The organism is Tractidigestivibacter sp., from assembly GCF_057241865.1.
This window is the reverse complement of record NZ_DBHHPX010000031.1, coordinates 2,196-15,078: the sequence shown is the minus strand read 5'-3', so window position 1 is coordinate 15,078 and position 12,883 is coordinate 2,196. Positions and strand designations below refer to the sequence as shown.

Sequence of the window (12,883 nt, the reverse complement as noted above, 5' to 3'; positions counted from 1 at the left end):
CCCACCCCCTTTGCGGGGTCAACGCGGCCCCGCGAAGGGGGGGACCTCCTTGAAGACATGCAGCCCGATACGGGGGCGCGGGCCCCGGCTGCGACCTACGGAAGGAATCCGAGAGCCATGGCAGAAGTCAGCCTGAAGCACATCACAAAGATCTATCCGAACATCGAGAAGACCGCGAAGCGTCGCCTCGGCAAGAGGGGCCCAGAGCCCGAGAAGAAAAAGAGCAACCTCAAGGTTACCGACGAGGGCGTCGTGGCGGTCGAGGACTTCAACCTCGACATCACAGACCGCGAGTTCGTCGTCCTCGTCGGCCCCTCCGGCTGCGGCAAGTCCACGACGCTGCGCATGGTCGCCGGCCTCGAGAGCATCTCCGGCGGCGAGCTCACCATCGACGGCAAGGTCATGAACGAGGTGGCCCCCAAGGACCGCGACATCGCCATGGTCTTCCAGAGCTATGCCCTCTACCCCCACATGACCGTGTACGACAACATGGCCTTCCCCCTGAAGCTCCGCAAGGTCCCGCAGGACCAGATCGACCAGAAGGTCCGCCAGGCGGCAGAGACGCTGGGCATCACCCAGTACCTCGACCGCAAGCCCAAGGCCCTCTCCGGCGGCCAGCGCCAGCGCGTGGCCATCGGCCGCGCCATCGTGCGCGACCCCAAGGTGCTCCTCATGGACGAGCCCCTCTCGAACCTGGACGCCAAGCTCAGGAACCAGATGCGTGCCGAGATCATCAAGCTCCGCAAGCGCATCAACGCGACCTTCATCTACGTCACGCACGACCAGACCGAGGCCATGACCCTGGGCGACCGCATCGTGATCATGAAGGACGGCGTGGTCCAGCAGGTCGGCACCCCACAGGAGGTCTTCAACGAGCCGGCCAACCTCTTCGTGGCCGGCTTCATCGGCGTCCCGCAGATGAACTTCTTCGACGGCCGTCTCGAGAAGACCGCCTCGGGCTGCGTCCTGCACGCGCTGGACACCCAGATTGCCGTCTCGCGCGAGACGGGCAAGGCCCTCGCTGCTGCTGGCATCACCTCTGCCGATGTCACCGCGGGCGTGCGCCCCGAACAGATCCAGCTCGCCAGCGCAGGCGAGCCCGGCACCATCTCCGGCACCATCGACGTCTCCGAGCTCATGGGCTCTACGGTCCATGTGCACGCCAGCGTCAAGGGATATGACTTCGTCCTGGTCATCCCCACCATCGATTTCGACGGCGCCCTTGGCAGGTCCTTCGCCGACGGCGCACCCATCTCCTTCAAGTTCGAGCCGAACGCGGTCCACTTCTTTGACAAGACGTCCGGCAAGAACATCATCAAGCCGTAGCCTTCCCTCCCTCCCGCGACATCGGCTTGATGCGGCCCCGGCCCGCTTTTCTCGGACGGGTCGGGGCCCTTTTGCGGGAGTGCCCAAGGTGACGGCGTGCGTATGTGCGCAAGAGAGAAGGAGGCCACACATGGAGAGAGCAAGCGGCGTGCTCATGCCCGTCTCGTCGCTTCCGGGCATCGTGGGCATTGGCACCTTTGGCCGAGAGGCGTACGACTTCGTCGACTTCCTGGCTCGTACCCACCAGCGCTACTGGCAGGTGCTGCCCCTCACCACCACGAGCTTTGGAGACTCGCCCTACCAGTCATTCTCCGCTTTTGCGGGGAATCCGTACTTCATAGACGTCGAGGACCTGGTGCGCCTGGGCTACCTCTGCGAGAAGGACCTTGTCGTTCTGCCCTTTGGCGACAACCCGGAAGACGTTGACTACGGGACCCTCTTCCGTGGCCACCGTGCCCTGCTCGAGCGCGCGCTCCCGAGCTTCTCGGCAGCGCCTCCCGCAGGCTTCGATGCCTTCCGCGAGGCGAACGACCCCTGGCTTAAGCCCTACTGCGAGTTCATGACCACCAAGGAGGAGTTTGGCCTCAAGGCCTACTACGAGTGGCCGCGCGAGTACCGCAGGCGTGGCAGGGCGAGCGCGGAGCTCTGCGCCGAGCGTCCCGAGCGCATGCGCTACCACGAGATGACGCAGTACCTCTTCTACCACCACTGGAAGGGCCTGAAGGATTACGCCAACAAGCGTGGCGTCCTTATCGTGGGTGACATCCCCATCTACGTGTCCCGCGACTCGGTCGAGATGTGGGCCACGCCAGAGCTCTTCCGCGTGGACGCGACCGGCAACCCCACCTGCGTTGCCGGCACGCCGCCCGACCAGTTCTCTTCCACCGGCCAGTACTGGGGTAACCCCATCTACGACTGGGCTGGCATGGCTGAGGATGGCTACAGCTGGTGGCTCGAGCGCCTGCGTGCGAACCTCAAGCTCTATGACATCCTGCGCATCGACCACTTCCGCGGCTTTGAGTCCTACTGGTCTGTGCCCTTTGGCGCACCAGACTCGAGCTTTGGCCGCTGGGCCAAAGGCCCTGGCAGCGATGTCTTTGATGCCGTGGCCGAGCAGCTGGGCAAGCTTCCCATCATCGCGGAGGACCTGGGCTTCATGACGTCCGAGGTCATTGCCATGCGCGAGCACACGGGCTTTCCTGGCATGAGGATCCTCCAGTTTGGCCTTGATGCCGAGGGGGACTCGCTTGACCTCCCGCACCGCTATGTTGCCAACACCGTTGCCTATGTGGGAACGCACGACAACGAGACGGCCATGGGCTGGCTCAAGGACACGGCAACGCCCAACGCCCGCGAGAAGGCCGCCCGCTACCTCGCCCTTGCGCCGGGAGAGACCGTGGCACAGGGTTGCAACCGCGCCATTGCCGCCTCGGTGAGCGACACCTGCATCTTCCGCATGCAGGACCTTCTGGGGCTGGACAACTCCGCCCGCATCAACACACCCTCGACCGTTGGGAAGAACTGGCGCTGGCGCATGCTTGCGGATGCCGTGACGCCCGAGGTCGAGGCAGAGCTCTCCGACCTGACCACCACCTACTACCGGGTCCCCGGCGCGAAGGGGCTCGAGCTTCCCGAATAGGGAAGCACGGTTGCGCTGCGCAACCGTCGCCCGTCCTGCCATGTCAACGCGACATTTGGAGGTATCGCATCGCATGAAGACCGATCTTGAGGCACGCTCCCAGGAAAAGTATGGTCGTCCGCTCTCCGAGCTCGACGACTCCACCATCTGCACCATGCTCGAGGGCCTCGTTCGCGAGCATACGGCGACCATGCCGCTCAACGAGGGCAAGCGCCGCCTGTACTACCTCTCCGCCGAGTTCCTTATCGGCCGTCTGCTCACCAACAACCTCATCGAGCTGGGCGTGTACGACGAGGTCAAGTCCCAGCTGGCCGCTGCTGGCCACGATCTGGGTGCCGTGGAGGAGTGCGAGGTTGAGCCGTCCCTGGGCAACGGAGGCCTGGGTCGTCTCGCCGCATGCTTCCTGGACTCCATCGCCACGCTGGGCCTCCCCGGCGACGGCGTGGGCCTGAACTACCACTACGGCCTCTTCCGCCAGCACTTTGTCGACCTGCAACAGGCAGCGGAGCCCGATGGCTGGCTGGACCGACAGGGCTGGCTCGCGAGAGACGAGAGGGCCTATACCGTGGAGTTCGGCGGCTTCGCCGTAAAGTCTCGCCTCTACGACATTGACGTCTTGGGCTATGGGCGCACCACCAAGAACAGGCTCCGCCTCTTCGACCTCGAGGGCGTTGACGACTCCCTGGTACCGGTGAACTCGATTGACTTTGACAAGGGGGGGCTGGCCAAGAACCTCACGCTCTTCCTCTATCCCGACGACTCCGATGACGCCGGTCGGCTGCTCCGCGTGTACCAGGAGTACTTCATGGTCTCCAACGCGGCCCAGCTCATCCTCGATGAGGCCGTCGCGCGCGGCTCCAACCTGCATGACCTGCCCGACTACGCCGTGGTGCAGATCAACGACACGCACCCCTCGATGGTCATTCCCGAGTTGGTGCGCCTGCTCGTAGACGTTCACGGCTTCGAGCTTGACGAGGCCGTCTCGGTCGTGCGTCGCATGGTTGCCTACACCAACCACACCATCCTCGCCGAGGCGCTCGAGAAGTGGCCGCTCGCGAGCCTTGAGACCGTGGCCCCGCGTATCGCGCAGATCGTGGTCAAGCTCGACGAGCTCGAGCGTGCCGAGCATGGCGACAATGACGCCGTGGCCATCGTATGCGATGGCTTGGTGCACATGGCCCACATGGCCATCCACTACGGCTTCTCGATCAACGGCGTGGCGGCGCTGCACACCAAGATCCTCGAGGACACCGAGCTTCACCCCTTCTATGAGCTGTATCCCGAGAAGTTCTCCAACAAGACCAATGGCATCACCTTCCGTCGCTGGATCATGGATGCAAACCCGGCCCTCTCGGGCGTGCTCGACGACGTCCTGGGCACGGGCTGGCGCAACACCTGCGACCTCTCCGGGCTTCTCGACTTCACGGACGACGAGGCGGTGCTTGCGCGCCTGGACGACGCGAAGGCCGAGGCCAAGGCCGGTATGCGCGAGTTTCTCATGCAGACGCAGGGCGTGAGCATCCCCGAGAACGCCATCATCGACGTGCAGGTGAAGCGCATCCATGAGTACAAGCGCCAGCAGATGCTCGCGCTCTACATCATCTGGAAGTACCTCGACATCAAGAACGGAAACGTCCCCGCGCGTCCGCTCACCATCGTCTTCGGCGGCAAGGCTGCGCCCGCCTACACGATCGCGCAGGACATCATCCACCTCATCTTGCTGCTTTCCCGTTGGATTGCGGCAGACCCGGTCGTCTCGCCGCACCTTCAGGTGGTCATGATCGAGAACTACAACGTGAGCGCTGCCGAGCGTGTGATTCCCGCCGCGGACATCTCCGAGCAGATCTCGCTTGCCTCCAAGGAGGCCTCGGGTACCTCGAACATGAAGTTCATGCTCAACGGTGCCGTGACCCTCTGCACGCTCGATGGTGCCAACGTCGAGATCGCAGACCTTGTGGGAGACGAGAACATCTACACCTTTGGCGCCTCCTCCAAGGAGGTCGAGCGCCTGTATGCCGAGCGCGCCTACGACGCGCATGCGCACTACCTGCGCCCGGGCGTGAAGCTTCTGGTCGACTTCATCGCCAACCCGGCGTTCCTCGCACTGGGCAACGCCGAGCGCCTGAGGCGCCTGCACGACGACATGGCGTGGAAGGACTGGTTCATGGCGCTGCTCGACATCGAGGAGTACATCCAGAGGAAGGAGCAGATGCTCACCGACTACGAGGACCGTGGTGCCTGGCGCAGGAAGTCGCTGATGAACATCGCCAAGTCCGGCGTGTTCTCGTCCGACCGCACGATTCGCCAATACGACGAGGACATCTGGCACCTGTAGGACGCGCGGCCTCAGGCAGCCAGCCGGTAAGCGAAGGGCCCCGAAGCATCGCCGCTTCGGGGCCCATCCTGTGATACGTCGCGGTGCCCTTTCACAGCTGGATGCCCTCAAACGCGGCACAGATGGCGTCGAGCATCAAGACGGCGTAGGTCTGGGCGTCGCTCGTCGTGAAGGTGCCCTCGAAGTTGGGGCCCACGGGCAGCTCGATGCGTACCACGGGCACGTCCTCGCGCGAGCTCTCGACGGCGGTGCGCAGGCGCAAGGGGAGCGTATCGACGTCGTCCATGATCACGTTTGAGGTGGTGGAGCCGTCTGGCAGGGGTGCGGCCGAGAGAACGAGTACGGCCTGGGCCCCCTTGCAGGCGGCAGGGGCCGAGGAGTCGACAAGCTCAAGGCCCGAGGCATCGGTTGTGGCACTTGCCAGGTTCCAGATGCGACCCGCGACGTTTCTCGAGATGGGGTCCTCGCCGGTGATGCAGAGCTTGACGACTTCGAGCACGCCGGCTGCGCGGGCAAAGCCCATGCCGCCCTGTGGGTGCGGTCCCACCGCAGGGTTTCCGCCCCATACATGCCTCAGGCGGTCGATGGCGTCAAAGGTGTCGGGGAAGGCCATGCCGTCTGCCAAGAGCCCTACGCTCTCCTGGAACTGCTTGACTGCGGCTTCGGTGTGGGCGCCGTATTGTCCATCCACCGCGCCGCAGGAGAAGCCAAGCACGTTGAGGCGCTCCTGGAGCTGATGCACGTCGTTGCCGTGGAAGTTGGGGAGACGCAGGTAGAGGGTGCGGTCACCGATCTGGTAGCACTCGTCCACAAGCGCCGCCCACGTAGCCGTATCGATTGCCTCGCCCAGCTGGAGGCCGTGGTCAAGCCGGAAGCGCGCAACGGCGGTGGCAGTCGAGCGGCCAAAGGCCTTCTCGTCAGTCTCTGCCCTGTCGATCTTGTATCCCAGCGACCCCAGGCGCTCCTGGATGTCCTCCACAGCGGCGCCTGACGCGCCCTCGCGAATAGGTTCCATACCCTAGTTCCCCCCGATATCGCGGGCGCAAGGCGTCATCCGGCTAGCCCCTGCGCTCCACAAAGAAGTCTGCCATAGAATCGAGGACCGCGCGCGTGTCTCCGGCAAGCTCGACGCCCTCGAGGCGCCCCTGCGCGCTGCCCGCGAGGGCGCGTGCGCGATCCTGCACGGCATCGATGGCCCCTGCCCCCTCCATGAGCCTGACGGCACGGGCAAGCGCCCGCGTATCTGTGGCATGCGACGAGAGGATGCCGAGAAGCTCGCCCCTCTCGGCCCCCGACAGGTGCTCGAGTGCCCAGCACACGGCCATGGTGCGCTTGCCCTCGGTGATGTCGCTCCTGAAGTCCTTGCCCTGTGCCTCGGCGCTGCCAACAAGGTTGAGCAGGTCATCCTGCAGCTGGAAGGCGAGGCCCGCGTCCATGCCAAAGGCCCTCAAGGCGTCCGTCTGCTCTTGGGTGCCCCCGCCGCAGATGGCGCCCATGGCAAGCGGCGTTGCCGCCGAGTAGAACGCGGTCTTGCGTGTGGCCATGCACAGGTAGTCTGCGACGGATACGTCCCAGCGCCCGTCGCGGACCCAGCCCAAGTCGAGCGCCTGGCCCTCGAGCGTGCGGCGCTCCATCTCGACCAGCTCGCGCACTACGCGCAGGCGGCATGCGTCATCAAGGGCGGGGTCTGCCACAACCTTGCCGACGACCTCGACAAGCGCGAGGTCGCCCACGTTGATGGCGATGCCCGTGCCCTCGGCGCGGTATGTGCAGGGCTGGCCGCGGCGCACCTCGCCCTCATCGGCAATGTCGTCATGGATGAGGGCGGCAGACTGGAAGTCCTCGATGGCCGCGGCTGCCGCGAGGGCACGCGAGGCGTCCCCTCCCACAGCCTCGCAGCCGAGCAGCACCAGCGCGGGGCGAGTGCGCTTGCCGCCCGAGCGCGTGAAGCGCGCGAGCGGGGCATAGAGGTAGCGGGAGAGGTCTTGCTCCGCACCCTGTCCTGCGATGGGCTGGGGCAGGTGTGCGGAGATGTAGTCCTCGATGCGAGGCCGGCGCTCGGTGAGCCAGGCGGCAAAGAGCCCGCCCCCGTCGCCGGCGGTCGTGGTGCCGCGTGTTGCCATTGCTAGCCCTCGTAGCCGTTGGGGTTCTTGGACTGCCAGTTCCAGGAGTCACGGCACATGTCGCCGATGTCGTACTTGGCCACCCAGCCCATCTCGCGCTTGGCCTTAGAGCAGTCGGCGTAGTTGGCGTCCACATCGCCGGGGCGGCGCGGGTCAATCTGGTAGGGGAGGTCCTTGCCGCAGGCGAGCGAGAAGGCCTTGATGATCTCGAGGACCGAGGTGCCCCTGCCGGTGCCGAGGTTGAAGATCTCGACGCCGGTGCGGCCATTCATCCAGTTGAGGGCCGCAGCGTGGCCGGTTGCGAGGTCGCATACGTGGATGTAGTCACGCACGCCGGTACCGTCGGGCGTGTCGTAGTCGTTGCCAAAGACGTGTACGCACGCGCGCTTGCCAATGGCCACCTGTGCGACGTAGGGCAAGAGGTTGTTGGGAATGCCCTTGGGGTCCTCGCCCATGAGTCCCGAGGGATGCGCGCCAATGGGGTTGAAGTAGCGGAGCAGCACGACGTTCCACGCGGGGTCTGCGGTGTGGAGGTCGGTCAGGACCTGCTCGATCATCCACTTGGTCCAGCCGTACGGGTTGGTTGCGGGCTTCTTGGGGCTCTCCTCGGTAAGCGGGAGGCTGTCCGGGTCACCGTAGACCGTGGCGGAGCTGGAGAAGATGATGTCCTTGCAGCCATGGTTGCGCATCACGTCGACGAGGGTGAGCGTGTTGCCAAGGTTGTTGGCGTAGTACTCGATGGGCTTGCTTACAGACTCGCCCACGGCCTTGAAGCCAGCGAAGTGAATCACACGGTCGATGTGGTCCCCGTCGAAGACCGCGCTCATGGCCTCGCGGTCGTTGACGTCGGTGCGGTAGAAGGTGAGGCGGGCGGCCGCCGCGTCACCCACGATGGTCTTGATGCGGTCGATGACCCTCTCGGACGCATTGGAGAGATCGTCGACGACGACCACCTTGTAGCCGTCCTGCAAAAGCTCGACCACGGTGTGGCTTCCAATGAAGCCCGCGCCGCCGGTGACGAGCACGCAGGTGTCCTGGGGGTCTTTTGCCTCGCTCATGGGTTTCCTTTCGGGTCTTGTGCCAAGGTACCTCGCGGCGAATAAGCCAAGAAGACAGTATACGTTGCCGATGTGTGCACATCGTTGGGTTTGCCAGGTGGCTTGGGGGCTCGTCGTCCATCCTGCCCCGCCACAGCCCTACCGTCCGCGTCGCAACTTCTCCGCCTGCCACCTTTCCCAAACTTTTTGTTTGCATAGCGTTATAGTCTGTAAGCAAGAACGCCGTCGTTGGACAGGCTTCACATCCTCGGCGGCGAAGTCCACAGGCACCACATGGGCGGCACGTGAAAAGCATCGCTCCAGAGATGCGCCCCAGGCAGGCATCACACCCAGGGAAAGGAAAGTACCATGGCAGGAACAAGCGTTACCAGGCGTTCGTTTGTGTCGGTGGCAGTTGCTGCGGCAGGCCTCGGGCTGGCGGCATGCGGAGGCACGCAATCGCAGACCGCTCAGTCGGCCAGCTCGGCCACCGCGGATACGACGTCTGCGGCAGAGGCAAGGACGCTCACCGTCTTTGCTGCCGCATCGCTCACCGAGTCGCTCACCGAGGCCGGCGACCTCTTCAAGGCCGCCAACGATGGCGTAGACATCAGCTTCAACTTTGATTCCTCGGGCACCCTCAAGAAGCAGATTCAGGAGGGCGCAGACTGCGACGTCTTCATCTCTGCAGGCCAGAAGCAGATGAACCAGCTCGATGCCCAGGCCGCATCCGGCAACGACGACGGCCTCGACTGCATCGACCACGCCACCCGCTTCGACATCCTCGAGAACAAGGTCACGCTCTGCGTGCCCGATGGCAACCCCAAGGCCGTCCAGAACTTCGATGACATGGCATCCAAGCTCCAGGCACACGACGTCCTTCTCTGCATGGGCAACTCCGATGTCCCCGTGGGCCAGTACACCCAGAAGATCCTTGCGTACTACAACCTCGACGAGACGGAGCTCGCCAACGCCGGCTGCATCACCTACGGCAGCAACGTGAAGGAGGTCACCTCGCAGGTGTCCGAGGCCACCGTCGACTGCGGCGTCATCTACAAGACCGATGCCACCTCCGCCAGCCTCACGATGGTCGACGAGGCCACCGAGGAGATGTGCGGCCGCGTGGTCTATCCCGCGGCAGCCACGAAGTCTGCGCTCGAGCCCGAGCTTGCCAAGTCCTTCCTCGACTTCCTCAGGACGAAGGACGCAAGCGATTGCTTCGAGAAGGTCGGCTTCACGCCGCTTGCCGAGGCATAGTCTTGCCATGGACTGGTACCCACTCCTTAACTCGCTGAGGATTGCCACCGTCTCGACAGTGGTGGTGTTTCTCCTCGGCGTGTGGCTCGCAGATGTGGTGGCCCATGCCCACCGCGTGGTGAAGGGCGTGCTCGACGTCGTCCTCACCCTTCCCCTGGTGCTGCCGCCCACCGTCGTGGGATACATGCTGCTGGTGCTTCTCGGTCCCAGGCGTCCTGTGGGCGCCTGGATGCTCTCCGCCTTTGGCGTCAAGCTCACCATGACGTGGTACTCGGCCATCTTCGCCACCGTGGTCGTGAGCTTCCCGCTCATGTACCGCACGGCGCGTGGCGCCTTCGAGAGCTTTGACCAGAGCCTCGCCAGCGCTGCGCGCACGCTGGGCAGGTCGAATGCCTGGGTGTTCTGGCGGGTTAAGATGCCTTGCTGCAGGCAGGGGGTCATCGCTGGCTCCGTTCTGGCCTTCGCCCGCGCACTGGGCGAGTATGGCGCCACCTCCATGATCGCCGGCTACACGCCAGGGTCTACGGCCACCATCTCCACGACGGTCTACCAGCTGTGGCGCACGGGCGATGACGCGCAGGCCTTCCAGTGGGTTCTTGTGAACCTTGCGATAAGCGCCGTGGTGCTGCTCGTCCTCAACCTCTTTGAGGGTCGCCAGCGCTCGGGCGCGGCGCGAGCGGGGGCGGCATCATGACGGTCTTGGAAGTCGACATCGAGAAGCGCCTGCGTGGCTTTACGCTGGGCGTCTCGTTCTCCCTGGAGCGCCCGGAAGAGATCATGGCCCTTCTGGGGCCATCGGGCTGTGGCAAGTCCATGACGCTCAAGTGCATTGCGGGCGTCGAGCGGCCCGACGCCGGCCGCATCGTGCTGGGTGGGCGCACGCTCTTTGACAGCGAGGCAAAGGTAGACCTCCCACCGCAGAGGCGCCACGTGGGCTACCTCTTCCAGAGCTACGCCCTCTTCCCAACCATGACGGTCGAGCAGAACGTGCTCTCCGGTGCCTTTGGCGCCACGAGGGAGGAGCGCCTTGCTCGCGCGAGGCGCGAGATGGCGGCCATGCGCCTGGATGGCCTCGAGCGCCATCGCCCGCGCGAGCTCTCTGGCGGGCAGCAGCAGCGCTGCGCCATGGCACGCATCCTTGCGAGCGACCCAGAGCTCATCCTCTTGGACGAGCCCTTCTCGGCGCTTGACGGCTATCTGCGCTGGCAGCTTGAGCTTGAGCTGGCAGACGTCCTGCGTGGGTTCCCGGGCGGTGCGGTGTACGTCTCTCACAATCGCGACGAGGTCTACCGCATGTGCGATACGGTCTGCGTGCTGGACCGCGGCCGCTCTGACGCCAAGGTGGGCGTGCACTCGCTCTTCGATGCCCCCTCCAGCGTGGCGGCGGCTCTGATCAGCGGCTGCAAGAACGTGAGCCGTGCGCGCGTGGCGGGCGAGGCCGGCGCGCTTGTCTGCGACGACTGGGGTGTCACGCTTGCTACGTCGATGCCGTGCCCCAAGGACGTCTCGCACGTGGGGATCCGTGCGCACTACTTCACCATCACGCCGGGCCTGCACCCCGGGCCAAACGCAATTCCCTGCGAGGTGGACCGCGTGATTGACTCCACGTTCTCGACCATCGTGATGGCAAGGACCCCTGCGGGCGCGCTGCTGCGCTATGAGTGCGACAAGGACGCATGGGCCAGTCTCGAAAACCCGACCCAGGTCACGCTGGGCATTGCTCCCGAGAAGGTCATGCCGCTCGTCTCCGGGGGCGCTTCGCAGGAGGCCGGCAACGCCAAGGCCGCCACGGAGGACGCGCCTCATGCATGACGACCTTGGCCGTGACATACGCTATCTGCGTCTCTCTGTAACGGACCGCTGCAACTGCCGCTGCATCTACTGCATGCCCGAGCATGGCGTGCCCATGCTGTCGCATGCCGACATCCTCTCGTTCGAGGAGATGCGCGGCATCGTTGCCGCGGCGGCGTCCCTGGGCGTGCAAAAGGTGCGCCTTACGGGTGGCGAGCCTCTGGCGAGGCGCGGCATCGTGGACCTCGTGGGCATGGTCTCCTCTGTCCCCGGCATCGAAGAGGTGGACATGACCACCAACGCCACGCTTCTTGCACCCGTGGCGAAAGACCTGCGGGCTGCGGGGCTCTCCCGTCTCAACGTGAGCCTCGACACGCTGAATGCCGAGCGTTACACGCGCATCACGCGGCGCGGCTCGCTTGCGGACGCGCTTGCGGGGCTCGAGGCCGCGCACGACGCGGGCTTCTCGAACACCAAGGTCAACTGCGTGCTCGTGGGCGGCGTGAACGACGACGAGCTTCGTACCATGGCGCTTCTCGCGTGCGACCACGACCTCACGGTGCGCTTCATCGAGCTCATGCGCATGGGGGAGTGCGCCCGGTGGCCCAAGGGGCGCTTCGTCTCTGCCGATGCGGTATTAGACGCCGTGCCCGAGCTTGCCCCCGTTGGGAAAGAGGGCGTCTCGGAGCTGTACCATGCCCCCGGCTGGCGTGGTAGCGTTGGGCTCATACGGCCCATGACGCACAGGTTCTGCTCGAGCTGTGACCGCATTCGCGTGACGGCGGACGGTCGCCTAAAGCCGTGCCTTCACTCCTCGGTCGAGGTCAGCCTGCGTGGGCTTACCGGCCAGGGGCTGGTTGAGGCCATGCGAGGCGGCATCGCGTCAAAGCCTCGGGGACACCGGATGGACGACGGTCGTGCGAGCGACTCCGCACGGCCCATGAACGAGATAGGGGGCTGAGCCATGGGGCTCACGCACTTCAACGGGGAGGGACGCGCCCGCATGGTGGACGTGTCCTCCAAGCCAAAGACGCAGAGGGTCGCCCGCGCAGCGGGCAAGGTCCTCATGCGTCCGGACACGCTGGAGCTGGTGCGCGCGGGCGGCATCCACAAGGGCGATGTGCTCGCCGTGGCGCAGGTGGCAGGTATCATGGCCGCAAAGCGCTGCTGGGAGCTGGTACCCATGTGCCACCCCATCCAGCTCACGGGTGCCGACGTGTCGTTCTCATACGAGAAGGACGGCATCGCCTTCACGGCAACCACGCGCTGCTGCGGCGAGACGGGCGTCGAGATGGAGGCGCTCACGGCTGCCTCGGTCGTGGGTCTCACGATCTACGACATGTGCAAGGCGCACCAGCGCGACATGGTCATCACC

General features: G+C 65.1%; 11 protein-coding genes. 8 read left to right on the top strand and 3 right to left on the bottom strand.

Annotated features, from left to right (window positions below):
* The first annotated feature begins 117 nt into the window (after positions 1-117).
* The 3 genes from ACO59D_RS09850 to ACO59D_RS09840 all read left to right on the top strand — a co-directional run bounded on the left by ACO59D_RS09850 (position 118) and on the right by ACO59D_RS09840 (position 5,300).
* Positions 118-1,326 carry an ABC transporter ATP-binding protein gene (locus tag ACO59D_RS09850; protein ID WP_485126826.1) on the top strand — a complete coding sequence of 403 codons (1,209 nt, stop codon included), beginning with the start codon at positions 118-120 and terminating at the stop codon, positions 1,324-1,326.
* Between the two features lie 130 nt (positions 1,327-1,456).
* Positions 1,457-2,965: a 4-alpha-glucanotransferase gene (gene malQ, locus ACO59D_RS09845; RefSeq protein ID WP_485126825.1), complete on the top strand. Its 1,509-nt coding sequence runs from the start codon at positions 1,457-1,459 to the stop codon at positions 2,963-2,965.
* A gap of 73 nt (positions 2,966-3,038) precedes the next feature.
* Positions 3,039-5,300 carry a glycogen/starch/alpha-glucan phosphorylase gene (locus ACO59D_RS09840; RefSeq protein ID WP_485126824.1) on the top strand — a complete coding sequence of 754 codons (2,262 nt, stop codon included), beginning with the start codon at positions 3,039-3,041 and terminating at the stop codon, positions 5,298-5,300.
* Between the two features lie 91 nt (positions 5,301-5,391).
* On the opposite strand, the gene ACO59D_RS09835 is transcribed toward ACO59D_RS09840, so the two are convergent.
* Genes ACO59D_RS09835 through galE form a run of 3 tightly spaced genes read right to left on the bottom strand, consistent with a single transcriptional unit; the run spans position 5,392 to position 8,481 of the window.
* A complete protein-coding gene (locus tag ACO59D_RS09835; protein ID WP_130812769.1) occupies positions 5,392-6,315 on the bottom strand; it encodes a peptidoglycan-binding domain-containing protein in 924 nt (307 codons plus the stop codon).
* Positions 6,316-6,358: 43 nt separating this feature from the next.
* Entirely contained in the window at positions 6,359-7,423 is a 1,065-nt protein-coding gene (locus ACO59D_RS09830; RefSeq protein WP_485126823.1) for a polyprenyl synthetase family protein, read from the bottom strand.
* A gap of 2 nt (positions 7,424-7,425) precedes the next feature.
* Complete coding sequence (gene galE, locus ACO59D_RS09825) at positions 7,426-8,481, bottom strand: UDP-glucose 4-epimerase GalE (protein ID WP_130812771.1); 1,056 nt, start codon at positions 8,479-8,481, stop codon at positions 7,426-7,428.
* A 348-nt stretch (positions 8,482-8,829) separates the two neighbouring features.
* Between galE and modA the strand changes: the two genes are divergently transcribed.
* From modA to moaC, 5 genes are all read left to right on the top strand, one after another.
* The gene (gene modA / locus ACO59D_RS09820; RefSeq protein ID WP_485126822.1) at positions 8,830-9,717 is read left to right on the top strand and encodes a molybdate ABC transporter substrate-binding protein; all 888 of its coding nucleotides are present in this window, start codon (positions 8,830-8,832) and stop codon (positions 9,715-9,717) included.
* Positions 9,704-10,411 carry a molybdate ABC transporter permease subunit gene (gene modB, locus ACO59D_RS09815; protein ID WP_485126821.1) on the top strand — a complete coding sequence of 236 codons (708 nt, stop codon included), beginning with the start codon at positions 9,704-9,706 and terminating at the stop codon, positions 10,409-10,411. Before modA ends, modB begins: the two co-directional genes overlap by 14 nt.
* A complete protein-coding gene (locus ACO59D_RS09810) occupies positions 10,408-11,529 on the top strand; it encodes a sulfate/molybdate ABC transporter ATP-binding protein (protein WP_485126820.1) in 1,122 nt (373 codons plus the stop codon). Before modB ends, ACO59D_RS09810 begins: the two co-directional genes overlap by 4 nt.
* Positions 11,522-12,469, top strand: a complete 948-nt coding sequence (gene moaA, locus ACO59D_RS09805) for a GTP 3',8-cyclase MoaA (protein WP_485126819.1) — start codon at positions 11,522-11,524, stop codon at positions 12,467-12,469. Before ACO59D_RS09810 ends, moaA begins: the two co-directional genes overlap by 8 nt.
* 3 nt (positions 12,470-12,472) lie before the next feature.
* The coding region (gene moaC, locus ACO59D_RS09800; protein WP_485126818.1) for a cyclic pyranopterin monophosphate synthase MoaC at positions 12,473-12,883 on the top strand (411 nt) is incomplete at its 3' end.